This is a genomic window from Pseudoxanthomonas mexicana (genome assembly GCF_014397415.1).
In the GTDB taxonomy this organism is placed as follows: domain Bacteria; phylum Pseudomonadota; class Gammaproteobacteria; order Xanthomonadales; family Xanthomonadaceae; genus Pseudoxanthomonas_A; species Pseudoxanthomonas_A mexicana.
This window is the reverse complement of the sequence record NZ_CP060731.1, coordinates 3659337-3683612: the sequence shown is the minus strand read 5'-3', so window position 1 is coordinate 3683612 and position 24276 is coordinate 3659337. Positions and strand designations below refer to the sequence as shown.

The 24276-nt window shown below is 67.7% G+C and carries 22 protein-coding genes; 17 read left to right on the top strand and 5 right to left on the bottom strand.

Going from position 1 to position 24276, the window contains the following annotated elements; translation table 11 throughout:
• Positions 1-37: 37 nt before the first annotated feature.
• Positions 38-337 (top strand): hypothetical protein, encoded by a 300-nt coding sequence (locus IAE60_RS17220; RefSeq protein ID WP_187573172.1) that lies wholly within the window; start codon positions 38-40, stop codon positions 335-337.
• A 215-nt stretch (positions 338-552) separates the two neighbouring features.
• Here the strand turns inward: IAE60_RS17220 and htpG are convergent, their stop codons facing one another.
• The gene (gene htpG / locus IAE60_RS17215) at positions 553-2451 is read right to left on the bottom strand and encodes a molecular chaperone HtpG (protein ID WP_187573171.1); all 1899 of its coding nucleotides are present in this window, start codon (positions 2449-2451) and stop codon (positions 553-555) included.
• A 139-nt stretch (positions 2452-2590) separates the two neighbouring features.
• Between htpG and rsmD the strand changes: the two genes are divergently transcribed.
• The 6 genes from rsmD to IAE60_RS17185 all read left to right on the top strand — a co-directional run bounded on the left by rsmD (position 2591) and on the right by IAE60_RS17185 (position 7423).
• Entirely contained in the window at positions 2591-3235 is a 645-nt protein-coding gene (gene rsmD, locus IAE60_RS17210) for a 16S rRNA (guanine(966)-N(2))-methyltransferase RsmD (protein WP_187573170.1), read from the top strand.
• A complete protein-coding gene (gene coaD / locus IAE60_RS17205; RefSeq protein WP_187573169.1) occupies positions 3232-3738 on the top strand; it encodes a pantetheine-phosphate adenylyltransferase in 507 nt (168 codons plus the stop codon). The genes rsmD and coaD overlap by 4 nt, the downstream gene beginning before the upstream one ends.
• Before the next feature lie 44 nt (positions 3739-3782).
• On the top strand, positions 3783-4277 hold the full coding sequence (locus tag IAE60_RS17200; RefSeq protein ID WP_187573168.1) for a hypothetical protein: 495 nt from the start codon (positions 3783-3785) through the stop codon (positions 4275-4277).
• 193 nt (positions 4278-4470) lie between these two features.
• Positions 4471-4719, top strand: a complete 249-nt coding sequence (locus IAE60_RS17195; RefSeq protein ID WP_055940809.1) for a YfhL family 4Fe-4S dicluster ferredoxin — start codon at positions 4471-4473, stop codon at positions 4717-4719.
• 48 nt (positions 4720-4767) lie between these two features.
• Positions 4768-6513: a gamma-glutamyltransferase gene (gene ggt, locus IAE60_RS17190; protein WP_244966602.1), complete on the top strand. Its 1746-nt coding sequence runs from the start codon at positions 4768-4770 to the stop codon at positions 6511-6513.
• A gap of 19 nt (positions 6514-6532) precedes the next feature.
• The gene (locus IAE60_RS17185; protein ID WP_187573167.1) at positions 6533-7423 is read left to right on the top strand and encodes an MBL fold metallo-hydrolase; all 891 of its coding nucleotides are present in this window, start codon (positions 6533-6535) and stop codon (positions 7421-7423) included.
• 83 nt (positions 7424-7506) lie between these two features.
• On the opposite strand, the gene upp is transcribed toward IAE60_RS17185, so the two are convergent.
• Complete coding sequence (gene upp / locus IAE60_RS17180; protein ID WP_185896747.1) at positions 7507-8139, bottom strand: uracil phosphoribosyltransferase; 633 nt, start codon at positions 8137-8139, stop codon at positions 7507-7509.
• Between the two features lie 113 nt (positions 8140-8252).
• Positions 8253-10628, bottom strand: coding sequence for a TonB-dependent receptor plug domain-containing protein (locus tag IAE60_RS17175; RefSeq protein WP_187573166.1), 2376 nt, complete (start codon positions 10626-10628; stop codon positions 8253-8255).
• A 216-nt stretch (positions 10629-10844) separates the two neighbouring features.
• Between IAE60_RS17175 and IAE60_RS17170 the strand changes: the two genes are divergently transcribed.
• From IAE60_RS17170 to IAE60_RS17160, 3 genes are all read left to right on the top strand, one after another.
• Positions 10845-11960 carry a phytase gene (locus IAE60_RS17170; protein ID WP_425504479.1) on the top strand — a complete coding sequence of 372 codons (1116 nt, stop codon included), beginning with the start codon at positions 10845-10847 and terminating at the stop codon, positions 11958-11960.
• Positions 11957-13339, top strand: coding sequence for a purple acid phosphatase family protein (locus IAE60_RS17165; protein ID WP_187573164.1), 1383 nt, complete (start codon positions 11957-11959; stop codon positions 13337-13339). Before IAE60_RS17170 ends, IAE60_RS17165 begins: the two co-directional genes overlap by 4 nt.
• Before the next feature lie 65 nt (positions 13340-13404).
• Complete coding sequence (locus IAE60_RS17160; protein ID WP_244966739.1) at positions 13405-13986, top strand: inorganic diphosphatase; 582 nt, start codon at positions 13405-13407, stop codon at positions 13984-13986.
• Positions 13987-14097: 111 nt separating this feature from the next.
• On the opposite strand, the gene IAE60_RS17155 is transcribed toward IAE60_RS17160, so the two are convergent.
• On the bottom strand, positions 14098-15594 hold the full coding sequence (locus IAE60_RS17155; protein WP_187573163.1) for an aminotransferase class III-fold pyridoxal phosphate-dependent enzyme: 1497 nt from the start codon (positions 15592-15594) through the stop codon (positions 14098-14100).
• A 118-nt stretch (positions 15595-15712) separates the two neighbouring features.
• Between IAE60_RS17155 and IAE60_RS17150 the strand changes: the two genes are divergently transcribed.
• From IAE60_RS17150 to secF, 6 genes are all read left to right on the top strand, one after another.
• On the top strand, positions 15713-16144 hold the full coding sequence (locus IAE60_RS17150; RefSeq protein ID WP_162110149.1) for an Lrp/AsnC family transcriptional regulator: 432 nt from the start codon (positions 15713-15715) through the stop codon (positions 16142-16144).
• Between the two features lie 59 nt (positions 16145-16203).
• Positions 16204-17238, top strand: coding sequence for a tRNA preQ1(34) S-adenosylmethionine ribosyltransferase-isomerase QueA (gene queA / locus IAE60_RS17145; protein ID WP_187573162.1), 1035 nt, complete (start codon positions 16204-16206; stop codon positions 17236-17238).
• A gap of 79 nt (positions 17239-17317) precedes the next feature.
• On the top strand, positions 17318-18457 hold the full coding sequence (gene tgt / locus IAE60_RS17140; RefSeq protein ID WP_187573161.1) for a tRNA guanosine(34) transglycosylase Tgt: 1140 nt from the start codon (positions 17318-17320) through the stop codon (positions 18455-18457).
• Between the two features lie 449 nt (positions 18458-18906).
• Positions 18907-19245 carry a preprotein translocase subunit YajC gene (gene yajC, locus IAE60_RS17135; protein ID WP_162110146.1) on the top strand — a complete coding sequence of 113 codons (339 nt, stop codon included), beginning with the start codon at positions 18907-18909 and terminating at the stop codon, positions 19243-19245.
• Between the two features lie 100 nt (positions 19246-19345).
• The gene (secD, locus tag IAE60_RS17130) at positions 19346-21229 is read left to right on the top strand and encodes a protein translocase subunit SecD (RefSeq protein ID WP_187573160.1); all 1884 of its coding nucleotides are present in this window, start codon (positions 19346-19348) and stop codon (positions 21227-21229) included.
• Between the two features lie 16 nt (positions 21230-21245).
• Entirely contained in the window at positions 21246-22223 is a 978-nt protein-coding gene (secF, locus tag IAE60_RS17125) for a protein translocase subunit SecF (RefSeq protein WP_187573159.1), read from the top strand.
• Positions 22224-22453: 230 nt separating this feature from the next.
• Here secF and IAE60_RS17120 read toward each other — a convergent pair whose 3' ends face one another.
• Positions 22454-23275, bottom strand: coding sequence for an inositol monophosphatase family protein (locus IAE60_RS17120; RefSeq protein WP_187573158.1), 822 nt, complete (start codon positions 23273-23275; stop codon positions 22454-22456).
• Between the two features lie 96 nt (positions 23276-23371).
• Between IAE60_RS17120 and IAE60_RS17115 the strand changes: the two genes are divergently transcribed.
• The gene (locus IAE60_RS17115) at positions 23372-24193 is read left to right on the top strand and encodes an RNA methyltransferase (RefSeq protein ID WP_187573157.1); all 822 of its coding nucleotides are present in this window, start codon (positions 23372-23374) and stop codon (positions 24191-24193) included.
• Positions 24194-24276 lie beyond the last annotated feature (83 nt).

Genomic DNA, 24276 nt, shown 5'->3' with positions numbered 1-24276 from the left:
GCCGATATCGAGGCTGGAAACCCTCTGGAGTCATCGCATGACCCCCATCGCCGGCATCGCCACCTCCGGCCTGCGCGCCGCCGCGCTGGGCATGCAGGCCGCGGCCCACAACGTCGCCAACCTGGCCACGCCGGACGCCGCGCGGCAGACGGTGGTGCTGTCGGCCGGCCCGACGGGTGGCGTTTCGGCGGCCGTGGCGGAGGCACCCCCCGATCCGGCACCGCCGCTTGAGGACGTGGCCGCCACGCTGACCTACAAGGCGATGGCCGGCGCCAACGTGTTCGTGCTGAAGGTCGCGGACCAGACGCTGGGCGGTTTGCTGGATGTAAGCGCGTAACGCCGGCATCCATGTGAGCTTTCCCGCTCCGCGTTTACGTGGAGAGGTTGCCCGAAGGCGGGTGAGGGGCTGGCGGAGCCGGGATGCGGCAATAACCGATGCCCTGTCGAGTGACACGCTCTTCAGCGCACGAAACGTCTCGCTTCCCGCCTCTCCGTTCGCCCCTCATCCGCCCTTCGGGCACCTTCTCCCCGCATGCGGGGAGAAGGGGTCCTTCAGGCCGACAATTCCAGCAGCAGCGCATTGAGCCGCTTCACGTAGCTGGCCGGGTCCTTGAGGCTCTCGCCTGCGGCGAGCGCGGCCTGGTCGAACAGCACGCGGGTCAGGCTGTTGAAGCGGTTGGCGTCGCTCTCGGCGTCCAGCCGGGCGATCAGCGGGTGGTCGGGGTTGAACTCGAACACCGGCTTGCTCTCCGGCACCTGCTGGCCGCTGGCCTCCAGCAACTGGCGCATCTGCACGCCCAGGTCGCCCTGGCCCATGGCCAGGATGGCGGGCGAATCGGTCAGGCGGTGGGAGACGCGCACGTCCGCCACGTCCAGGCCCAGCACCGTCTTCAGGCGTTCCACCAGCGCTTCCTTGGCCTTGGCGGTTTCCTCCTGGGCCTTCTTCTCGTCCTCGCTGTCCAGCGCGCCCAGGTCCAGGTCGCCGCGGGCGACGTCGGCGAAGGACTTGCCGTCGAACTCGCTCAGGTAGCCCATCATCCACTCGTCGATGCGGTCGGTGAGCAGCAGCACCTCGATGCCCTTCTTGCGGAAGATCTCCAGGTGCGGACTGTCCTTCACCTGCACGTACGCATCGCCGGTGAGGTAGTAGATCCGGTCCTGGCCTTCCTTCATGCGCGCCACGTAATCGGCCAGCGCCACGCTGGGTTCGCCGGAGGCGTCGTGGGTGGAGGCGAAGCGCAGCAGGCCGGCGATCTTCTCGCGGTTGCCGTAGTCCTCGGCCGGGCCTTCCTTCAGCACCTGGCCGAAATTCCTCCAGAACGCCTTGTAGCCCTCCGGCTTGTCCTTGCTCAGCTTCTCCAGCATGTCGAGCGCGCGCTTGGTCAGCGCCGAGCGCATCGAATCGACCACCGGGCCCGACTGCAGGATCTCGCGCGAGACGTTGAGCGAGAGGTCCGACGAATCCACCACGCCGCGCAGGAAGCGCAGGTACAGCGGCAGGAACTGTTCGGCCTGGTCCATGATGAAGACGCGCTGCACGTACAGCTTCAGGCCCTTGGCGCCGTCGCGGTGGTACAGGTCGAACGGTGCGCGGCCCGGCACGTACAGCAGCGAGGTGTACTCCAGCTTGCCTTCGACCTTGTTGTGGCTCCACGCCACCGGGTCGGTGAAGTCGTGGGCGATGTGCTTGTAGAACTCGGTGTACTCCTCGTCCTTGATCTCCGCCTTGGGTCGCGTCCACAGCGCGCTGGCCTTGTTGACGGCCTCCCATTCGGGCGCCGCGGGCTTGTCTTCGCCGTGGTGCTCCTTCGGCATCTCGATGGGCAGGCCGACGTGGTCGGAGTACTTCTTGATGATGCCGCGCAGCTTCCAGCCGTCGGCGAAGCCTTCCTCGCCTTCCTTCAGGTGCAGCACGATGCGCGTGCCGCGCTCCGCCTTCTCGACCGTGGCCACCTCGAAATCGCCTTCGCCCGCGCTGGACCAGTGCACGCCCTCGCTGGCGGGCAGGCCGGCGCGACGGCTGAACACGTCCACGCGGTCGGCCACGATGAAGGCGCTGTAGAAGCCCACGCCGAACTGGCCGATCAGGTTGGCGTCCTTCTTCTGGTCGCCGCTGAGGGCGCGCAGGAACTCGCCCGTGCCGGACTTGGCGATGGTGCCCAGGTGCGCGACGGCCTCGTCGCGGCTCATGCCGATGCCGTTGTCGTCGATGGTGATCGTGCGCGCGTCGGCGTCGAAGCCGATGCGGATGCGCACGCTGGGGTCTTCCTCCAGCAGCTTCGGGTCCTTCAACGCCTCGAACCGCAGCTTGTCGGCGGCGTCGGCGGCGTTGGAGACCAGCTCGCGCAGGAAGATCTCCTTGTTCGAGTACAGCGAGTGGATCATCAGCTGCAGCAGCTGCTTCACTTCGGCCTGGAAGCCCAGTGTTTCCTTGCGGGTTTCGGTGGTCATCGTGGTGGTACTCCGTGGATCGGTTGGAAGGCCGCAGACTGCGGCCGATGGGGTCCGGTGTATGGGCCGGGTCCGGCTTTCTCAACCGTGCGCGCTGTGCGGGGACGTATCATGGGGAACTCCCATCACCGCCGTGCCGATGTCCCGCAGCCCCCGCCGCTCCCCTCCAGCCCCCGCCTCCGCGCCGCGCGGAACCGGCCAGGTGCGGATCATCGGTGGCCGCTGGCGGGGCACGAAGCTGGCGGTGCCCGATCGTCCCGGCCTGCGCCCCAGCAGCGACCGCGTGCGCGAGACCCTGTTCAACTGGCTGATGCCGGTGCTGCCGGGCGCGCGGGTGCTGGACCTGTTCGCCGGGACCGGCGCGTTGGGGCTGGAGGCCCTGTCCCGGGGAGCCGCACACGCCACCCTGGTGGAGCGCGACCCCGGCCTGGCGGCCGCGCTGCGCGACGCGTGCGTGCGCCTGGGCGCCCAGGCGACGGTGGTGGCGCAGGACGCGCTGGCGTGGCTGGCAGGACAGCAGGCGACCTTCGATCTGGTCTTCCTGGACCCGCCGTTCGCCGACGGACTGTGGGAACCGGCGCTGGCGGCGCTGCAGCCGCGCCTGGCGACGGATGCGTGGGTCTACGTGGAATCGCCGGCCGGGACGGTGCCACCCGTGCCCCCGGGCTGGGCCCTGCATCGCGAAGGCCAGACGCGCGACGTGCGCTACGCCCTGTACCGCGCCCCGGCCCCGCAGGGCGCTGGTACACTGCGCCACGACGATTCGCCGGCGACGACTGAATGACTGTGGCACGCAACCGGACGGCGGTGTATCCCGGCACGTTCGACCCCATCACCAACGGTCATATCGACCTGATCGACCGCGCTGCGCCGCTGTTCGAGCGGGTGATCATCGGCGTGGCCGAAAGCCCGGGCAAGGGCCCGGCGCTGCCGCTGGCCCAGCGCGTGGCGCTGGCGCGCGACGCGGTGGCCCGGCACCCCCACGTGGAGGTGCGCGGCTTCGACGGGCTGCTGGCCCATTTCGTGAAGGAGGTCGGCGGCGGCGTACTGCTGCGCGGCCTGCGCGCCGTGTCCGACTTCGAGTACGAGTTCCAGCTGGCCAGCATGAACCGCCACCTGATTCCCGAGGTGGAAACGCTGTTCCTCACGCCCGCCGAGCAGTACGGCTTCATTTCCTCGTCGCTGGTGCGCGAGATCGCGCGCCTGGGCGGCGACGTGTCCGGTTTCGTGCCGCCGGCGGTGGTTGCCGCGCTCAAGGCACAATGGCAGTCACAGAAGGACGCCTGAGCGCCCGCATTCCGACAACAGATCCAACAGGAGGGGGAACACCCATGAAGAAGATCGCAACCCGCATGCTGCTGACCGCCTGCCTCGTGCTGCCGTTCGCGGCGTGCAAGAAGCAGGACGAAGCCCCGGCCGAGCCGGCCGAAGTCGCCCTGGTGGCGCCGACCACGACCGAAGACGGCCCGTGGAAGGAATACCTGAGCAAGGTGGTCGACGCCAACATGGGCACGATCACCAACACTCCGTACGTCTACTACCTGCCGGCCGAGACCGATCCGGAGTTCGAGGCCAAGTACGGCCGTCAGCTGGAGCAGGCCAAGGGCGCGGTGGCGCGTGGCGTGACCAGCGGCAACCTGATTGCGTTCGGTTCGCCGTCCAGCGTCAAGATCGCGGACCTGGCCGTGGCCGCGTTCGCCGGCGTGGAAGCCGACACCTTCAAGGGTGTGCGCATCCTGTTCATCGGCAAGGCCGAGGACAGCGAGCGCGTGAAGACCGCGGTGGCGCCGAGCGGCGCCGAATACGTGTTCGTCGAAGCCAAGTGACCTTCCGGCGCGTGGCCGCCGCATGGCGGCCACGCCTCTGCCGGAAGGTCATCCCCGCGCAGGCGGGGATCCAGTGACTTTCAGCCGCGCATGGCAGCCAGCCTGCAGCGACTGGACGCCGGGTTTGGTATTTCCGACGAATGCCGCGTCGAAAGTCACTGGGTTCCCGCTTTCGCGGGAATGACGGAAAAAGATGTCCCTCAAGATCAACGAGCTCTGCGTCAATTGCGATGTCTGCGAGCCGGCCTGTCCCAACCAGGCCATCTCGATGGGCGAGACGATCTACGTGATCGATCCGGCGCGCTGCACCGAATGCGTCGGCCATCATGACGAACCGCAATGTGTCGTCGTGTGCCCGGTGGAGTGCATCGATCCCGATCCGGCGTATCCTGAGACCCACGAAGCACTGCTGGCGAAGATGCTGCGGCTGCAGGCCGGCTGATCCGCTCCGCTGGCGGTGTTCCGTCCCGGTTATCGTCCAGGAGAGATCGTGATCCAGCGCCATCTGTTCGCCCTGCTGTTGCTCGTCGCGTTCGTGCCCGCCGCACCGGCGGCCGACGCCGTCCGTCCGTCCGCCCCGGCGCATCCGCCCGGCGTCGCCATCGCCAGCGCGCACACGCTCGCCACGCAGGCGGGACTGGATGTCATCGCGCAGGGCGGCAACGCCTTCGACGCGGCCATCGCGGTATCGTCCACGCTGTCGGTGGTGGAGCCGATCAGTTCCGGCCTGGGCGGCGGCGGATTCTTCCTGCTGCACGACGGCAAGACCGGCAAGGACGTCTTCATCGATGCGCGCGAAACCGCGCCCGCGGCTGCGACGCCGGACAAGTACCTGCTGCCGAACGGAGAGTTCAACCGCGACCGCGCAGAAAACGGCCCCTGGGCCGCCGGTATCCCCGGCCTGCCGGCCGCCTTCGTCCACCTGGCGGAGAAGTACGGCAGGTTGCCGTTGAAGACATCGCTGGCGCCCGCGATCCGTACTGCGCGCGAAGGCTTCCCGGTCTATGCGCGCATGGCGCGTGGCTACCAGGCGCGCCGCGAGGTGATGGAACGGTACAAGGGCACGCGCGCGGTCTTCCTCGCGAACGGACAGCCGATCAAGGAAGGCGACCTCTTCAGGCAGCCGGACCTGGCGCGCACGCTGGAACGCCTGGCTGCACAGGGCTTCGACGGTTTCTACAAGGGCGAAACCGCGAAGCGCCTGCTGGCCGGCGTGAAAGCCGAAGGCGGGCAGTGGACGGCGAAGGAACTGGCCGGCTACACGGTACGCGAGCGTGAGCCGCTGACGTTCCAGTACAACGACTGGAAGGTGACCACCGCGCCGCCGCCGTCGTCCGGTGGCGTGGCGCTGACGCAGATGCTGCAGATCCTGGACGCCTACGACCTGTCGAAGCTCGACGAGGCGCAGCGCACGCACCTGATCGTCGAGTCGATGCGCCGCGCATTCCGCGATCGCACGTTCTATCTGGGCGATCCGGATTTCGTGCGGATCCCGATGAAGACGCTGACCAGCCCGTACTACGCGGCCGGCCTGCGCGCGACGATCAACCCGCAGAAGGCGACGCCCAGCGACCAGCTGTCGGGCCAGCAGACGCCGCTGGAGGATGAGGAAACCACCCACTTCTCCATCATCGACGCCGAGGGCAACCGCGTCGCCGGCACGCAGACCGTCAACCTGCTGTATGGCTCGGGCCTGATCCCGCCGGGCACGGGCGTGCTGCTGAACAACGAGATGGACGACTTCGCGCTGAAACCCGGCACGCCGAACGCGTTCGGCGTGATGGGCTACGACGCCAATGCGCCCAAGCCCGGCAAGCGCATGCTCAGTTCGATGACGCCGACCTTCCTGGAGTCGCCGCAGAAGGTCGCCGTGCTGGGTACGCCGGGTGGCAGCCGCATTATCACCATGGTGCTGCTGGGCATCCTGGGCTACGACGCGGGACTGGAACCGCAGGCGGTCGCCGCGCTGCCGCGCTTCCACCACCAGTGGATGCCGGACCTGATCGAGATGGAGACCGACGCACTTAGCCCCGGTACGCAGCAGACGCTGGAGGCGATGGGCCACAGGTTCAAGGTGCCGGGCAACGCCGCACAGGGCGGTCGCGGTTCCAGCCATGTCTGGGGCAACCTGCAGACGGTGGAGTGGGACAAGGCCACCAACACCCTGATGGGGGGCAGCGACCCGCGCAATCCGGTCGGCGCCGCCAAGGTCGTCGAGTCGGCCCCGTCGCGCTGAGAGGCGTAGAATCCGGGCCATGAAACTCTGGTCGCTGCTGGGCAATTCCCAGAAACTCGATGGCGGCGCGATGTTCGGCAACGCGCCGCGCGCCATGTGGGAAAAATGGTCGCCGCCCGATGCGGAGAACCGCATCGAGCTGGCCTGCCGCACGCTGCTGGCGCAGCCGCTCAACGGCAAGACGGTGCTGTTCGAGACCGGCATCGGCGCGTTCTTCGAGCCGAAGCTGCGCGCACGCTTCGGCGTGCAGGAAGACCGCCACGTGCTGCTGGATTCGCTGCGCGCGGCCGGCTTCTCGCACGAGGACATCGACGTGGTGGTGCTCAGCCACCTCCACTTCGACCACGCCGGCGGCCTGCTGGCACCGTGGCAGGAAGGGCGGGCGCCGGAGCTGCTGTTCCCGAACGCGACTTTCATCGTCGGCGCCGAGCATTGGCAGCGTGCGCTGAAGCCGCACCCGCGAGACCGCGCCAGTTTCATCCCGGAACTTCAGCCGCTGCTGGAAGCCAGTGGACGGCTGGAACTCGTGTCGGGCGAATACTCGCTCGCGCTGGGCGACGCGGTCCGTTTCAGCTTCAGCGACGGTCATACGCCCGGACTGATGCTGGCCGAAATCGTCGGCGCCGAACGCATCGACGACCAGCCGCACGGCGGCGTGGTGTTCTGCGCCGACCTGATCCCCGGCCGCTCCTGGGTGCACGTGCCCATCACCATGGGCTACGACCGCAACGCCGAACTGCTGATCGACGAGAAGCGCGCCTTCCTGGAAGACAAGCTGGCGCGCAACGTCCACCTGTTCTTCACCCACGACCCGGGCTGCGCGCTGGCGCAGGTGACCCGCGACGAGAAGGGCAAGTTCGGTGTGGCGCACGAGGTCGCCGAACTGCACGCGCGCCCGCTGGCCGCATAACCGGGTAAGGCGGTGGGAGCGACGTCAGTCGCGACGCGGCGGCTTGCGGTCGCGACTGACGTCGCTCCCACAACAGCGGGGTTTCAGCCGATCCGAGTGCCGAAGATGCGGTCGCCGGCATCGCCGAGCCCCGGCAGGATGTAACCCTTGTCGTTGAGGCGTTCGTCGATGGCCGCGGTGTAGACCTCGACATCGGGATGCACAGCTTCCAGCGCCTTCAGGCCCTCGGGAGCGGCGACCAGGAAGATGCCCTTGATCCGTTTCGCCCCGGCGCGCTTGAGCATGTCGATGGTCGCGATCAGGGTGCCGCCGGTGGCCAGCATCGGGTCCAGGATCAGCGCATCGCGCTCCTCCAGCCGCCCGGTCAGCTTTTCGAAGTAGGGCACGGGCTGCAGCGTCTCCTCGTCGCGCTGCAGGCCCACCACGCTGACGCGCGCGGTGGGGATCAGCGCGAGCACGCCGGGCAGCATGCCCAGGCCGGCGCGCAGGATGGGCACCAGGGTGATCTTGGCGCCGGCGATCTTCTTCACCTGCACCGGACCCGCCCAGCCCGCCATGGTCTCGCTGGTCAGCTCCAGGTCGGCCGTCGCCTCGTAGGCCAGCAGCGTGCCCAGTTCGGTCACCAGTTCGCGGAAATCCTTGGTGTTGAGGCCGGCATTCCGCAGCAGGCCGATCTTGTGCTGGACGAGAGGGTGGCGGACTTCGACGGTCTTCATGGCGAGGGCAGGGCGGCTGGCGATGCGGGAAGTCTGCATCAATCCGCGGTAACCCACAAAGCAGAAAGCCGGCGTGGGCCGGCTTCCTGCGTGGATCGCGAGGCTGTTGCAGATCAGAACGCCCAGCGCATGACCAGTTGGTAGCTCGGGCCGGCCTCTTCGGTTTCCAGCTCGTACTCGTCATAGTCACGGTCGATCTGGTCCTGCAGGGTGTCGAACTTGTCGAAGAACTCATCCTTGCTCGCATCCAGCAGGTTGTTGGCGCTCAGGCGCACGGAGACATTCGTGCCGAAGCGCTTCTCGACGAAGACGTCCAGTTCGCCGCCGTAGCGGATGAGAGCTTCCTCGCCCAGTACGCGTGCGTAGGCGTCACCCTGCTTGCGGTAGGTCGCGCCGAAGCTGGCGCCCAGGGTCGGCAGGTCGTGGATGAAGCCGATGTTGTAGACGGACTTGGCCTGGTCGTTGAAGCGGCGCTCGCCCAGGAAGTCGTCCACCTTGGACTTGACCCACGAGTAGTTGGCGAAGATGCCGGTGTTCTCCAGGCCGATCGCCGACAGCGGCGTGGACACGTCGAATTCGAAGCCGTAGACCTTGCCGTCGCCGACGTTGGAGGACGTGTACAGCCAGCTCGACGCCGGTTCCTGGGCCATCGCGTCGGCCAGGTCGACGGCGTCGCCGTCCTCGATCATCTCTTCCCAGGTGTCCTGCATCTCTTCGCTGGGCACACCGGTGTTGACGATCTCGATCAGGTCCTTCACGTCGCGGTAGAAGAAGTTCACGCCGACCACGCCCTTGCGACCGAGGCGGTGTTCGAAGCCGAGGTCCAGGCCATTGGCGGTCTCCGGGTCCAGTTCCGGGTTGCCGATGTAGTCGTTGTCGCCGAACTCGCCATCCAGCAACGCCGGCAGCAGTTCGTTGAAGTTCGGGCGCTTGATGGTCTTGGCCAGCGACAGGCTGATGCGGTCGGCATCGCCCAGGTTCCAGCGCAGGTTCACCGACGGCAGCAGTTCGTTGTAGTCCTTGCTGACGCGGCCTTCGCTTTCGTCATCCTCGAGATACTCGACCTCGGACTTGGTGGTCTCGTAACGCAGGCCGGCTTCCCACGAGAAAGCGTCGCCCTTGCCGCTGAGCATGATGTACGGGTCCAGGCGCTTTTCCTCGATCACCGAAGCCACGCTGCCGTCCAGGTCGTAGTCCGCCAGGGACGCCGGAGTCTGGCCTTCCTCCTCGGCCTCCCACTCGTACGTGACCAGCAGGCCTTCACGCTTCTTGGTGCGGTAGTCCACGCCGAACTCCAGTTCGGCGCCGCCTAGCGGGCGCGCATGGGTCAGCCGGAAGCCGGTTTCGGCGTCCTTGGCGGTGACGGATTCGGCTTCATAGACGGTTTCGTCCCACTCCGCGTCCGCCGGGATGCTCCAGGTGTCGTCCCAGTTCTCCGCACCGCTGACGTAAACCTGCTCGCCTTCCGTGGTGGCCTGCGAGTTCTCGAAGCGGGCATGGTCCACACTCACGGCGGTGCTGCCGCCGGCCATGTCGAACGTGTACTCCGCGCCGATGCCGTAGTTCTTCTGGTCGTACGGGTCGCGGCCCGGCACGCGGATGTTGACGGTCTCGTCGTCGTCCAGTTCTTCTTCGAACGACACCTCGGTGACATCGCGATCGGTCTTCACATAGAAGCCGTCGATGCTGAAGCGTCCGGTGTCGCCCACGTCCGCGGTGTACGACAGGTTGGCCGAGTAGTCGCGGCCGTCCTTGACCTCGGTCTGGTCTTCCCAGCTGACCTTCTCTTTACGCGTACTGTCGGTGAAGCGGTCCGAGCGCTTGGTCTTGGCGCGGTAGCGGTCCTGCACGTTCACGCCGGCCAGCAGGCGCCCGCCGAGCGCCTCGAACGAGGTCACGGCACCGAAGGTCGGGTTGATCTCGCGATCGTCCCAGCGGTTCACGCCGACGCGGATGTAGCTGCCGGTGAACTCGTAGGCGTCGCGCAGCACGATGTTGATCGCGCCGGCCATCGCATCGCCGCTGCGGTTGGCGCTGGCGCTGCGCTTGATCTCGATGTGGTCCACCATCTCCGCGGGGATGCGGTCGACATAGAACGAACGGTCGTCGCCGGCGCCCGGCACCTTCTTGCCGTTGATCAGCACCTGCGTATAGCCGCCGCCCAGGCCGCGCAGCTGCACGCCGTCGTATTCCATGATGTCCGAGCCGACGAAGCCCACGCCCGGCACGCGCTTGAGCATGTCGCCCACGGTGTTCGGTTCGAAGCGCTGGAAATACTCCAGGTCGTAGACCAGGGTCGGCGCGATGTCGTCGGTGCGGTCGCGGTAGGCGATCTCGGCCTGCACCACCACCGTGTCCAGTTGCTTGGGATCGCCTGCGGTGCCCGCGTCCGGCGCCTGGTTCTGGGCGGAGGCAGCGAGGCTGGCCGGAAGCAGGGCAGCGCAGAACAGCGCCTGCGCGAGCGAGGCGGCCAAGGCATTGCGTTTCATGTGTGTCGTCCCCGTGACGAAAGTAAACGGCACTTTGTAAGCACGTCACATGGCGGCCACATGACAGGCAGGTTCCCACCCGATGACAGGTAGTTGCGTGCAGTGCGCTGACACGAAAATGTCATCACGCCTGCGTAGAACATGGCAGTTTGTTGACGCCTACATGTCATGGGGAACCCGGTGAAACCACGTCTCGTCCTGCTTGCCCTCCCTCTCCTGCTGGCCGCCTGCGGCGGCAAGCCCGATGCGCCGGTTGCGGCCGACCCGGTGACACAGGCGCCTGCGCGCGAGAAAGAGCCCGACGAGAACGTTGAGAAGGATCCGCTGCTGAGCGAGGCGAAGATTGCCCACGTCGTGGTGCCGGAAGCCTTCATCACCCCCGCGACGCCGGCGGAGAACGTTGATTCGCCTGCCGGTTGGCGCGCGCCCGATGGGACGCGCTGGCTGATCGCCACCGCCAAGGACACGCACCGCCTGGTCGTCTACGACGGCAGCACGGGCAAGCCGTTGCGCACGGTGTCCGGGCCAGGCAGCGCGCTGGGCCAGATGCAGCGGCCGAACGGCATCGCCGTGATCGACGACCTGGTGCTGGTGGTCGAGCGCGACAACCGGCGCGTGCAGGTCTTCCAGCTGCCGGACTTCACGCCGTTGCTCGTGTTCGGTGCGGACGACCTGAAGCAGCCGTACGGCCTGTGGGTCCGTCCGCAGAAGGACGCCTACGAGGTGATCGTCAGCGACAACTACATGTCGCCGCAGAACGAGGACCTGCCGCCGCCGCTGGCCGACCTGGGCCAGCGCTTCAAGCGGTATCACCTGCAGCGCGCCGAAGGCGGCTGGAAGGCCACGCTGGCCGGCACGTTCGGCGACACCGGCGAGGCCGGCGCGATCCGCATCGCGGAATCCGTGTTCGGCGATGCGGCGAACGACCGTCTGCTGCTGGCGGAGGAGGATGTCGCCGTCGGCACGCGCCTGCGCGAGTACGGGCTGGACGGCAGCTACCGCGGGCGCGATATCGGCGCGGACCTGTTCAAGGCGCAGGCCGAGGGCATGGCGCTGGCGCAGTGCGCGGACGGCACCGGTTACTGGATCGCGACCGACCAGTTCAAGGACCGCAGCGTGTTCCATGTGTTCGATCGCAAGACACTGGCCCACAAGGGTGCGTTCGCCGGCAACAGGACCGCGAACACCGACGGTGTGTGGCTGGACCAGAGCGCCGATGCGCGCTTCCCGCAGGGCGTGTTTTACGCGGTCGACGACGATCAGGCGGTGTCGGCGTTCGACTGGCGCGACATCGCCAGGGCACTGTCGCTGCCGGAGTGCGCGGCCGAATGAAGCGTGCAGGGGATGCAGGAATGAGGCGGCTGCTGGCCGTCGTGCTGCTGGCGACCTGCGCGACGGCGTCCGCACAGGGAGTGCGCCAGCCCGAACCGAACACGCGCGTGCCGCAGGGAGTGGTGCGCTATGCGCCGATCGGCTTCCCCGACCGCATCGTGGCCTCGCCGGCGCAGGATGCGTCCACCGGTTTCTCGGTGGCGTGGCGCACCGATGCCGGTGTCGCTGCGCCGCAGTTGGAGATCGTCGTGGCAGGCGACTCGCCCGACATGGGCGAGCCGCGCCGGATCGAGGCGACCAGTAGGCCGCTGAAGACCGAGAACGGCGAAGCCCACCACCATCGCGCGGACGTCGACGGCCTGCAGCCCGACACCCTGTACGCCTGGCGCGTACAGGGCGACCGCACCTGGAGCGCCTGGCATCACACCCGCACGGCGGCCGCGGCGACTGCGCCGCTCACGCTGCTGTACTTCGGCGACACCCAGAACAAGAACGTCAGCCTGACCACACGGGTGGTGCGCGAAGCGATGCGCGCGGCACCGGAGGCGCGCCTGGCCCTGTTTGCCGGCGACCTGGTCAGCGGCGGCGATGGCGAGGACGACAACGAGTGGGGCGAGTGGTTCGAAGCCAACGAGGTGTTGCCGACCTCGCTCGTCGTGGCGCCGGCGCCGGGCAATCACGAATACTTCGAGGAGTTCGAGGACACGCCGCAGGAGCGCCGCGTGCTGGGCGCGCACTGGCCGGTGACCTTCGCGCTGCCGGGCAATGGCGTGGCGCAGGCCCGGCGCACGACGTACTGGTTCGACTACCAGGACGTGCGCGTGGTCGTGATCGATGGCACCTCCGCGCTCGACCTGGGCACGGCGAAGGCGCAGGCCGCCTGGCTGGACCAGGCGCTGGCGTCGAATCCGCACCGCTGGAGCATCGTGCTGACCCATCAGCCGTTCTTCTCCCCGCGCGAAGGGCGCGACAACGTGCTGCTGCGCCAGCACCTGCTGCCGGTGATCCGCAAGCGCAAGGTGGACCTGGTGCTGCAGGGCCACGACCACGTCTACGGCCGCCTGAAGAATGAAGCGCCGACGCCGGTGTTCGTCGTGTCGGTCACCGGCGCCAAGCAGTACCGGCTCTCCGAGGAGGCGCGCAAGACCATGCGGCCGGTCGCCGAGGACACCCAGTTGTTCCAGGTACTGCGCTTCGACGGGCCGCGCCTGCGTTACGAAGCCCGCACGGCGACAGGCCGTCTCTACGATGCCTTCGACCTTGTCGATGGCGGAGCCGCCGGCAAGCAGCTTGTCGAGCATGCGGAAGGCCGCATCGAAGAGCGCACCTGCACCCGTGCCGAGACCCTGAAGGGCCGTGCCGACCGGTGCTGGGAATGACCTCTTCGTCTGACTATCCAAGGACGTTCGGCATGTCGAAGCGCATGACCCCGCTGTTGCTCGCGATGATGCTCGCCGTATCGCCGGGCGCTGCCCACGCGCGCGAAGCCCATATCCGCCACCCGTTCCTCACCCAGCAGCCCAAGTCGGCGCCGGAGGAAGTGTTGCTGGCCGTGGAGATCCCGGCGGGCAGCTTCACCAAGTACGAGATCAACGACGAGGGGCTGGTCTTCGTCGACCGGTTCCAGTCGATGCCGGTGGCGTATCCCGCCAACTACGGATCGATGCCGCGCACGCTGGCCGGCGACGGCGATCCGCTGGACGCGCTGGTGCTGACGCGCGAGCCGCTGCACCCGGGCGTGCTGGTGAAGTTCCGGCCTATCGGCGTGCTGCGCATGCTCGATGACGGCGAGCACGACGAGAAGATCATCGGCGTGCCCACCGACAAGGTCGATCCCACCTATGCCGGCATCCGCGACCTGGCCGACCTGCCGCAGATCGAACGGGATCGCATCGAGGCCTTCTTCCGCATCTACAAGGATCTGCCGAAGGGTCGCAATCCGGTCCAGCTCAACGGCTATGGCGATGCGAAGGAAGCGAAGGCGCTGATCCAGGCGTCGCTGGAGCGCTTCAGCGCACAACCGTAGGGTGGGCCCTGGCCCACCTTCAATCCGACATGGGGATGGTGGGCCGAGGCCCACCCTACGAAAAAAAAGGCGAGCCCAGGCTCGCCTTTTTTCCCGAAGCTGCCGTGCGGATCAGGCCGCCGCAGCCTGGCTGATGCGTGGGCCTTCGCGCAGCGCCTTGCCCACCATGCCGACCAGCAGGTCCAGCTCTTCGGCGTCCATCGCGAAGTGCGGAGTGAAGCGCAGCGAGTTGGCGCCGCCATGGATGACGTTCAGGCCGTGCTGGCGCAGCCATTCCTCGGTGGAGCCGGCACCGTAGCACTTGAAGACCGGCGACAGCTCGCACGAGAACAGCAGGCCGGTGCCCTGCACGTTGGTGATCAGGCCGCCCAGTTCCGCCTGCAGCTGCTGCAGCTTCTGCACCGCTTCGACACCGCGCTTGCGGATGTTCTCGCGTACCTGCGGGGTCAGCTGGGCCAGGGTGGCGCAGGCCACGTCCAGCGCGCGCGGGTTGGTGGTCATGGTGTTGCCGTACACGCCCTTGCGGTACAGGCCGGCGGCCCGCTCGTTCACGGCGAGCACCGACAGCGGGTACTGCGCGGCGTTCAGCGCCTTGGAGTAGGTCTCCATGTCCGGCGCGTCCAGGCCCTCGAAGCCGGGGTAGTCGACGATGGACAGCACGCCGTGCGCGCGCAGGCCGGCCTGGATCGAATCCACCAGGAACAGGCTGCCGTGGCTGCGGGTCAGTTCCCGCGCGGCGGCGTAGAACGCCGGCGGCACGGAACGGCCCGGGTCGCCTTCGCCCATCACCGGCTCCAGGAACACGGCTTCGACGAACCAGCCCTTGGTCTCCGCATCGGCGAAGGCCTGCTTCAGCGCATCCACGTCGTACGGTGGGATGGCGATAACCGAATCTTCGCCGCGGTAGCTGGCCAGGTGCTGCTGGTAGGACTTGCGCGAGGAGTCCGAGTACAGCGCCGGACGCTCGGTGCGGCCGTGGAAGCTGCCCTTCACCACGATGCGCTTGATGGTGCGGCCGGCATGGCGGCCGTCCGGGTCGGTCATCAGCTTGCTGTTGATGTCGGCGATGCGTGCAGCCAGGCCGACCGATTCGGAACCCGAGTTGAGGCACAGGAACTTCGCGAACGGGCAGCCGCCACGGGTGTGGCCGATCTCCTTGCGCAGGGCGCGGTCGAAGCGCAGCTGCGACAGACTGGGGGTCATGATGTTGGCCATCACCTGCGGGCGGGCCATCGCGTCGAGCACGGCGGCCGGCGTGTGGCCGAAGCCCAGCATGCCGTAGCCGCCGGCGTCGTACAGCACGGCGCCATTGAGGGTGACCACCCAGGGGCCACGCGCGGCCAGTGCGATGTACGGGTTGACCGCGTCGTCGGCATAGAAGTTGACGTAGCCGGCCTGCACGGCGCGCAGCTGCTCGGCTTCATCCAGGTCGAACAGTTCGGCGAACTCGTCCTTCAGGCGCGCGTGCTCGGCGGCGGCGGCCTCGATGACGGCGGCGAGGTCCGGGTGGCCCTTGGCCAGGCGTTCGACGGTGGCATCGTCCAGGCCGTGGGTCAGGCGCTGGCCCGTGTGGGCGCGCAGGGGGGCGAGGGCGTCGGTCAGGGCCATGGCGTAGCTCCGGAAAAGAGGGGCAAACCCCTATTATCGGGATTAACTCGTCGCTTGACAGTTGTGATCTGCGCTAAATTCATGGATATTTCGTCGATTCGACGAAATGAAGCGCCCCATGAAGCTCACCGATGCCGACCAGCAGCTGCTCTCAGTGCTCCGTGAGAACGCGCGCGCCTCCACCGCCCAGATCGCCCGCCGGCTGAACCTCTCGCGGACCACGGTGCAGAGCCGGATCGAGCGGCTGGAACGCGAGGGGGTGATCAGCGGTTACACCGTACGCGTGCATGACGAGTACGACCGCAGCCACCTGCGCGCGCACATCATGATCGCGGTGCATCCCAAGCAGATGACCTCGGTGGTCGCCGCCCTGCGCGCCATGCCGGAACTGCGCGTGCTGCATTCGGTCAGCGGCAGTCACGACCTGATCGCCATCGGGGCGGTGCCCAGCGTTGGCGACATGGACCTGCTGACCGACCGCATCGGCGCGCTGGAGGGCGTCGAGCGCACCACCTCGTCCATCGTGCTGTCGACCAAGTTCGAGCGCTGAGCGGCGCCGGGCCGCGCGGGCCGGTCACGTACAATGCACGCCCCCGCAAGGCCCCGACCGTGAAGAAGTCCGATTTCCATTTCGACCTGCCCGAGGCGCTGATCGCCCAGGCGCCGCTGCCGGAGCGTTCCGCCAGCCGCCTGCTGGTGGTGCCGCCGGGCGACGCGCCGTTCGCGGATCGCCACGTCCGCGACCTGCCCGAATGGCTGCAGCCGGGCGATCTGCTGGTTTTCAACGACACCCGCGTGATTCCTGCGCGCCTGTTCGGGCAGAAGGAAAGCGGCGGCCGCGTGGAGATCCTGATCGAGCGCCTGTTGCCTGAGAACGCCGCGCGGGCGCAGGTGGGCGCCAGCAAGTCGCCCAAGCCGGGCAGCCGCATCCAACTGGATGCCGGCGGCGAGGCGGAAGTGGTCGGCCGCGACGGCGAGTTCTACCAGCTGCGCTTCCACGTCCCGGATTCGCTGGAAAGCTGGCTGCAGAAGGCCGGGCGCCTGCCGCTGCCGCCCTACATACAGCGTGCGCCCGGGCAGGACGACGACGAGCGCTACCAGACCGTGTTCGCGCGCGAACTGGGCGCGGTCGCGGCGCCGACCGCGGGCCTGCACTTCGACGATGCGCTGCTTGCCACGCTGCGCGAGCGCGGCGTCGAATTCGGCCACGTGACGCTGCATGTCGGTGCCGGTACGTTCCAGCCGATGCGCGTGGACAACATCCACGAACACCGCATGCACAGCGAATGGCTCAACGTCGGTGCGGCACTGGTCGAGCAGGTGCGCGCAACGCGCGCCCGCGGCGGCCGCGTGGTAGCGGTGGGCACCACGGTCGTGCGCGCGCTGGAGTCCGCCATGCGGGACGGCGAACTGCAGCCGTTCGCCGGCGAGACGCAGATCTTCATCTTCCCCGGCTACCGCATCCGCAGCGTCGATGCGATGGTCACCAATTTCCACCTGCCGGAAAGCACGCTGCTGATGCTGGTCAGCGCGTTCGCCGGTAAGGACCGGATCATGGCCGCCTACGCCCATGCGGTGCGCGAACAGTACCGGTTCTTTTCCTACGGAGACGCGATGCTCCTGTTTCCAGAGCACACGCAATGAGCGCGGGACTTTCCATCTGCCGTTCTCCCGGCCTGCGCCGGGATGACGAGCGGAAGCATCGCGATTTGAGGCCTGCCGCATGAGCCGCATGTCCTTCGATCTGCTGACCACCGACGGCGCGGCCCGCCGTGGCCGGCTGACGTTTCCGCGCGGCACCATCGAGACGCCGGCCTTCATGCCGGTGGGCACCTACGGCTCGGTGAAGGGCATCCTGCCCGAGCACGTCGAGGACCTGGGTGCGGAGATCATCCTGGGCAACACCTTCCACCTGTACCTGCGGCCCGGGCTGGAGGTCATCGGCGAACACGGCGGCCTGCATGGCTTCGCGCGCTGGAACAAGCCGATCCTCACCGACTCCGGCGGCTTCCAGGTGTTCTCGCTGGCGCACCGCCGCAAGATCACCGAGCAGGGCGTGACGTTCGCCTCGCCGGTGGACGGGGCGAAGGTGTTCCTCGGGCCCGAAGAGAGCATGCGCATCCAGAAGGTGCTGGACAGCGACATCGTGATGATCTTCGACGAATGTCCGCCGGTGAACCTCAACGGCAAGCCGGTGGACAAGCGCGTGATCGAGCGGTCCATGGAACTGTCGCTGCGCTGGGCGGAGCGATCGAAGTACGCCCATGAGGGCAATGACGCTGCGCTGTTCGGCATCGTGCAGGGTGGTGTGCACCACGACCTGCGCACGCGCTCGGCGGACGGGTTGAAGGCGATCGGCTTCGACGGTTACGCGATCGGTGGCCTGGCGGTCGGCGAGACCGAGGCCGAACGCAACGCGATGCTGGAGCACACCTGCCCGCAGCTGCCGGCGGACCAGCCGCGCTACCTCATGGGCGTGGGCCGGCCCGAGGACCTGGTGGAAGCGGTGGCGCGCGGCGTGGACATGTTCGACTGCGTCATGCCGACCCGCAACGCGCGCAACGGCCACTACTTCACCTCGTTCGGAACGGTGCGCATCCGCAACGCCAAGTACGAGCACGACCTGCAGCCCATCGAGCCCGGCTGCGGGTGCTATGCCTGCCGCAACGGCTTCACCCGCAGTTACCTGCGTCACCTGGACCGCTGCAACGAGATGCTGGCCCCGATGCTCGGCACCCTGCACAACCTCTGGTACTACCAGCAGGTGATGGCGCAGATGCGCGCGGCGATCGCGGAGGGGAGGTTCCCGGATTTCCGGGCCGCCTTCTATGCGGCGCGGGGCGTGGCCCCCCCGCCCCTGTAGTCGGTCGCATCTCCTTCCCGCCTGTAGGAGCGGGCCATGCCCGCGATGCTTTCCGTGGGTCGTGCGTAAGAGCATCGCGCCCATGGGGCGCTCCTATAGAGCGAGGTTCGGTTCGGCGGAGGTCGCTGTTGCCCACGACGCATCAACAGGCGTCTGGGGGGCGCAAGCCAAGCCCGCGATGCGCCAGAGGCTTTTTGTAGGAGCTGGCCATGCCCGCGATGCTTTCCCTTGGGCACCTTGACGGCATCGCCCCCCAGGGCGCGAGCGGCGCTGCCACATGCTTGCAGGACAAGGCGGAGCCCTTCGGCGGGGCCGCTTGCGGGCGCCGGCCGGGAACCATCCGGCGCCGACGCGGTCTTTTCGGGTCCGGGCCGACAGGGGAGGCCGGGCGGGCCCTCCCGGCGCGTGGCATAATCCCCGGCTGCTTTCGATACCGACTGGACAAGTCCATGAATCTGCTTGATTTCTTCGTTGCCCCCGTGTTCGCCCAGGCCGCGCCGGCCCAGCCGGGCATGGGCGGCTTCGGCCTGCTGATGCCGATCGCGCTGATCGCCATCATGTACTTCCTGATGATCCGCCCGCAGATGAAGCGCGCCAAGGAACACCGCGCCATGCTGGACAAGCTGTCCAAGGGCGACGAGGTCATCACCTCCGGCGGCATCGCCGGCACGGTGACCGACATCGGCGACAACTTCGTCACCCTGGAAGTGGCCGACAACGTGCGTGTGCGCGTGCAGAAGGCCGCCGTGGGCAACGTGCTGCCGAAGGGCACGCTGAAGTCCGCCTGATCCCTCCCGCTCCGCCGCCCGCGCGACGGAGCGGATTCCGCGTTTCCATCCGAACCACTGCTGAGCGCATGCCCGGGAAGGGCCTGTGCGGGTCGCCCCGATGCTTGAATTCCCACGCTGGAAATACGTCCTGATCCTGATCGTCGTGTTGGCGAGCGCGTTGTACGCGCTGCCCAACCTGTACCCCCAGGATCCTTCCGTGCAGATCACCGCCAACCGCGGCTTCGCGATCGATGACGCGCTGCGTGCGCGCATCGACACCGCGCTCAAGCAGGCGGGCGTGCAGCCCAAGCAGATCGAGGTCGACGACGGCACCCTGCTGGTCCGCCTGCCGGGCCTGGACGAGCAGACCAAGGCCAACGACGCACTGCGCCAGGCGCTGGGCGAGGACTATCTGGTGGCGCTGAACCTGGCGTCCACCGTGCCCGACTGGCTGGGCAAGCTGGGTGCCCGTTCGATGGTGCAGGGCCTGGACCTGCAGGGCGGCGTGCACTTCGTGATGCAGGTCGACCAGAAGGCCGCATTGGACAAGCGTGTGGAAGGCTATCTGGAAGACGTGCGCGTGACCCTGCGCGACAAGCGCATCCGCTACACGGCCGTCGAGCGACGCCCGGACAACGCGCTGCTGGTGACGCTGGCGGACGGCGAGGACGTGGCGGCGGCGCAGCAGGTGCTGGCCCAGACGCTCAGCACGCGCGGCGGCAACGCCGGTACGCTGACGGCCGGCGCCGGCCTGACGTATCAGGCCAGCGGCAACCAGATCACCATCGGCCTGCCGCAGGCGGAGCTGGACCAGATCGCCGCCGAGGCGATCGAGCAGAACCTCACCACGCTGCGCAACCGCGTCAACGAGATCGGCGTGGCCGAGCCGATCATCCAGCGCCAGGGCAACGACCGTGTCGTCGTGCAGCTGCCCGGCGTGCAGGACACCGCCGAGGCCAAGCGCCTGATCGGCGCGACCGCCACGCTGGAGTTCCGTGCCGTGGTGGAAGGCAACGCCGCCGACGCGGTGGCCAGCGGCCGCATCCCGCCGGAGGCCAAGGTCTACCAGTTGCGCGACAACGGCGGCCCGGTGCTGCTGAACAAGCGTGTGCTGGCGTCCGGCGACGAGATGGTCAACGCCCGCGTCGGCGTGGACAACAACGGCCTGCCGGCCGTGGACGTGACCCTCAACAACGTCGCCGGCCAGCGCATGTTCGACCACACCAGTGCCAACGTGGGCAAGCTGATGTCGGTGGTGTACATCGAGCGGGTGCCCACCGTGACCATGGTCGACGGCAAGGAAGTGCGCAGCGTACGCGTGCGTGAGGAGGCCCTGGCGCCGACCCGTATCCAGGGTGTTTTCGGCAAGAACTTCCAGACCACCGGCCTTGAGAAGACTGAGGCGGAGAACCTGGCCAAGCTGCTGCGCGCCGGCTCGCTGGCGGCGCCGATGGATTTCATCGAGGAACGCGTGGTCGGCCCCAGCCTGGGTGCCGAGAACGTGGCCCGCGGCACCAAGGCGGTGGTGTACTCCTTCATCTTCGCCCTGGCGTTCTTCCTGGTGTACTACCGGATGTTCGGCCTGATCACCTGCGTGGCGCTGCTGCTCAACCTGGTGATGGTGGTGGCAGTGATGTCGCTGTTCGGCGCCACCATGACGCTGCCCGGCTTCGCCGGCTTGGCCCTGACCATCGGCATGTCCGTTGACGCGAACGTGCTGATCAACGAGCGCATACGCGAAGAATTACGGGCGGGGTTCCCCCCGCTGGGCGCCATCGCCACCGGCTACGACAAGGCGTCGGGCACCATCTTCGACTCCAACATGACCGCGCTGCTGGCGGGCGTGGCGCTGTACGCCTTCGGCACCGGCCCGCTGAAGGGCTTCGCGATCACCATGGTGATCGGCATCCTGACCTCGGTGTTCACCGCGGTCACCGTCTCGCGCGGCCTGGCCACCCTGATCTATGGTCGCCGCCGCAAGCTGAAGTCGCTGGCCATCTGACGAGAGCAACCGACCCATGAAACTCTTCCCGCTGCATCTCGTTCCCAACGACACCCGCATCGACTTCATGCGGCTGCGCTGGATCTCCATTTCCATCGCCGTGATCATGGCGGTGGTGGCGATCGGCGCCATCGCGTTCAAGGGATTCAACTTCGCGCTCGACTTTACCGGCGGCACCGTGGTGGAGCTGCGTTTCCAGAAGGCCCCCGACGTGGATGCCGTGCGCTCGCGCCTGGAGGCGGCCGGCTACGGCAGCGCGCAGGTCCAGACCTTCGGTACCGGCAGCGACCTGCTGGTCCGGCTGCAGCCGCGAGAGGAAGGAGCCGGGGCACCCGACGCCGCCGCGGCCACCGATCAGACCGCACAGGAGGTGGTCCGGTTGGCCTCCAGTGACGGCAACACGGCCACGGTGATGCGCAGCGAGTTCGTCGGTCCCCAGGTCGGCAAGGAACTGGCGCTCAACGGCCTTTACACGCTGCTGTTCGTGGTGGCGGGTTTCCTGATCTACATCGCGGCGCGCTTCGAATGGAAGTTCGCCGTGGCGGCCATCGTCACCACCCTGCACGACGTGCTGATCTGCGCAGGCTTCTTCGCCCTGACCGGCCGCGAGTTCGACCTCACCATCCTGGCCGGCCTGCTGTCGGTGATGGGCTTCTCGATCAACGACACCATCGTGGTGTTCGACCGCGTGCGCGAGAACTTCCGCAGCCTGCGCGTGGAGCCGGTGGAGGTGCTGAACCGCTCCGTCAACCAGACGTTGTCGCGCACCATCATCACCTCGTTCGTCGCGTTCCTGACCGTGCTGGCGCTGTACCTGTACGGCGGCGGCTCGCTGGAGGGCATGGCGATCTCGCAGATGATCGGCATCGTGATCGGCACGGTCTCCTCGATCTTCGTGGCGTGCCCCTTGCTGACCATCGGCTTCCTGAAGGTCACCAAGCAGGACCTGATGCCGAAGGCCAAGGACGAGGCGCTGCTGGCGCGCCGTCCTTAAGCGGAACACATGATCGAAAGAAAAAGGCCGCGCAGTGCGCGGCCTTTTTTCTTGGTGTCGTCTCTGTAGGAGCGATGTGAGTCGCGACCACACGGCCAGATCGACCGGTTCAAACAGTTTGGAAATGGTCGACCGGGCCAGGAAAGCCCCTTGGCTGATCGTATATCGGGTGTTCCAGTTTCCGGTCGCGACTTACGCCGCTCCTGCCGAAAGCAGAATGGTGTCGTGTTTCAGCCGTTGAACGAAGCGGCGTAGCCGGACGACACGATGGTCTTCTGCAGCGCCTCGGCGACCTTCAGGTTGCCGGCCACGATCTGGCGGGGCAGGGCGGTGCGGCCGTCGATCTTGCCCAGCGCGGCGCCGCGGAAATCGCATATCTTGCCGCCTGCCTCGCGCACCAGCAGCACGCCCGCGGCGATGTCCCAGTCCTTCACGCCGGCTTCGAAATAGGCATCCGAGCGGCCGCAGGCCACATAGGCCAGGTCGAGCGCGGCCGAGCCGGTGCGGCGGATGTCCTCGGCATGCACCAGCAGCTCGCGCACGCACTCGAGCTGGGCGCCGGCGCGGGCACGCTCGCGCGGCGGGAAGCCGGTGGTGATCATGGCGCCTGCCAGTTCCTTGCGGTCGGCCACGCGGATGCGGCGCTCGTTGAGCTGGGCGCCGGCGCCGCGGCTGGCGGTGAACAGGTCGTTGCGCAGCGGGTCGAAGATCACCGCGTCGGTGGGTTCGCCGTTGTCCACCAGGGCGATGGACACGCAGTAGTGCGGGAAGCCGCGCAGGTAGTTGCTGGTGCCGTCCAGGGGGTCGATCACGAAGGTGTAGCGCCCGTTGATCTGGGCACCGCTTTCCTCGCCGACGAAGCCGTAGTCCGGATAGGCCCGGCGAAGCTCCTTGATGATGACCTTCTCGGCGTCGGAATCCACTTCGCTGGCGTAGTCCATCCGCTCCTTCTGCACCACGTTCAGGGCGTCCAGCTTGTTGATGCTCCGCAACAGCACGTTGCCTGCCAGGCGGGCGGCCTTGACCATGACGGTGACGACGGGCTTCTGCATGCGAACGGACCTCGGACAGGCGTGGGAGCGGGGCGAACAAGTGGAAAAGAGCAGCACGGCGCAGCGGCCGGCCCGCGCAGTTTACCATTTGGCCCCATGAACACGCCTCCTTCCTTCATCGAATCCGCCTTTGCGGATCCCGCTTCCCTGGCTGCTGCCGCCCGCCTGCGCGTGGTGCTGGTGGGCACGCAGCATCCCGGCAACATCGGCGCGGCGGCCCGCGCGCTGAAGACGATGGGCCTGTCGCGCCTGGTGCTGGTCGCCCCCGAGGACTACCCGGCCGAGGAGGCCTACCGGCGCGCTGCCGGGGCCGACGACCTGCTGGGCGATGCACCGGTCGTCGCCACCCTGGCCGAGGCGGTCGCCGACTGCCATCTGGTGCTTGGCTGTACGGCGCGCAGCCGCCGCGTGCAGCTGGAAGAGCACGCGCCCCGGCAGGCCGCCGCCGTGGCGGTGGCGCGTGCCGCCGCAGGCGGGGAAGTGGCGCTGGTGTTCGGCCGCGAGCGCACCGGCCTGAGCAATGAGGAACTGCAGCTCTGCCACGCGGCCGTGCATATTCCGGCCAACCCCGGGTACAGCTCGTTGAACCTGGCCGCGGCGGTGCAGGTGCTGGCCTATGAGCTGAGGCTCGCGTTGCTGGAGGGGGCCGCGCCGGCGACCGCCGAGCCGGTCCACCCGGACGAGGTCCCGGCCAGCCATGCCCACATGGAGGGCTTCTTCACCCAGTTGGGCGATACGCTGGACGCCATCGACTTCCACAAGGGACGCACGCCCGATTCGGCCATGCGCAAGCTGCGACGGCTGTTCGCCAAGGCCCAGCTGAACGAACAGGAGGTGCGCCTGCTTCGGGGCATCCTGGCCGATGCCCAGCGCATGGCCCGCCTGGCAGGCGGTGGCGGGACCGGATCACTGTCTTGAAGTCACGTTTTCCGATAGGCTGCCGCCATCGTTCTGGCGGGCGTCTATCGTTGCGTACAACCTGGTTCAGCCTGGCGCTGGCC

Bases quoted from the DNA above. Each gene is read 5' to 3' on its own strand.
- IAE60_RS17150 (WP_162110149.1), top strand. From the start codon at position 15,713: ATGAAGCTCACCGATGCCGACCAGCAGCTGCTCTCAGTGCTCCGTGAG.
- IAE60_RS17160 (WP_244966739.1), top strand. From the start codon at position 13,405: ATGATGCTCGCCGTATCGCCGGGCGCTGCCCACGCGCGCGAAGCCCAT.
- secD (WP_187573160.1), top strand. From the start codon at position 19,346: ATGCTTGAATTCCCACGCTGGAAATACGTCCTGATCCTGATCGTCGTG.
- IAE60_RS17185 (WP_187573167.1), top strand. From the start codon at position 6,533: ATGAAACTCTGGTCGCTGCTGGGCAATTCCCAGAAACTCGATGGCGGC.
- rsmD (WP_187573170.1), top strand. From the start codon at position 2,591: ATGTCCCGCAGCCCCCGCCGCTCCCCTCCAGCCCCCGCCTCCGCGCCG.
- upp (WP_185896747.1), bottom strand. From the start codon at position 8,139: ATGAAGACCGTCGAAGTCCGCCACCCTCTCGTCCAGCACAAGATCGGC.
- IAE60_RS17220 (WP_187573172.1), top strand. From the start codon at position 38: ATGACCCCCATCGCCGGCATCGCCACCTCCGGCCTGCGCGCCGCCGCG.
- tgt (WP_187573161.1), top strand. From the start codon at position 17,318: ATGAGCCGCATGTCCTTCGATCTGCTGACCACCGACGGCGCGGCCCGC.
- htpG (WP_187573171.1), bottom strand. From the start codon at position 2,451: ATGACCACCGAAACCCGCAAGGAAACACTGGGCTTCCAGGCCGAAGTG.
- coaD (WP_187573169.1), top strand. From the start codon at position 3,232: ATGACTGTGGCACGCAACCGGACGGCGGTGTATCCCGGCACGTTCGAC.
- secF (WP_187573159.1), top strand. From the start codon at position 21,246: ATGAAACTCTTCCCGCTGCATCTCGTTCCCAACGACACCCGCATCGAC.
- IAE60_RS17155 (WP_187573163.1), bottom strand. From the start codon at position 15,594: ATGGCCCTGACCGACGCCCTCGCCCCCCTGCGCGCCCACACGGGCCAG.
- IAE60_RS17195 (WP_055940809.1), top strand. From the start codon at position 4,471: ATGTCCCTCAAGATCAACGAGCTCTGCGTCAATTGCGATGTCTGCGAG.
- IAE60_RS17165 (WP_187573164.1), top strand. From the start codon at position 11,957: ATGAAGCGTGCAGGGGATGCAGGAATGAGGCGGCTGCTGGCCGTCGTG.
- IAE60_RS17120 (WP_187573158.1), bottom strand. From the start codon at position 23,275: ATGCAGAAGCCCGTCGTCACCGTCATGGTCAAGGCCGCCCGCCTGGCA.
- IAE60_RS17200 (WP_187573168.1), top strand. From the start codon at position 3,783: ATGAAGAAGATCGCAACCCGCATGCTGCTGACCGCCTGCCTCGTGCTG.
- yajC (WP_162110146.1), top strand. From the start codon at position 18,907: ATGAATCTGCTTGATTTCTTCGTTGCCCCCGTGTTCGCCCAGGCCGCG.
- IAE60_RS17115 (WP_187573157.1), top strand. From the start codon at position 23,372: ATGAACACGCCTCCTTCCTTCATCGAATCCGCCTTTGCGGATCCCGCT.
- IAE60_RS17175 (WP_187573166.1), bottom strand. From the start codon at position 10,628: ATGAAACGCAATGCCTTGGCCGCCTCGCTCGCGCAGGCGCTGTTCTGC.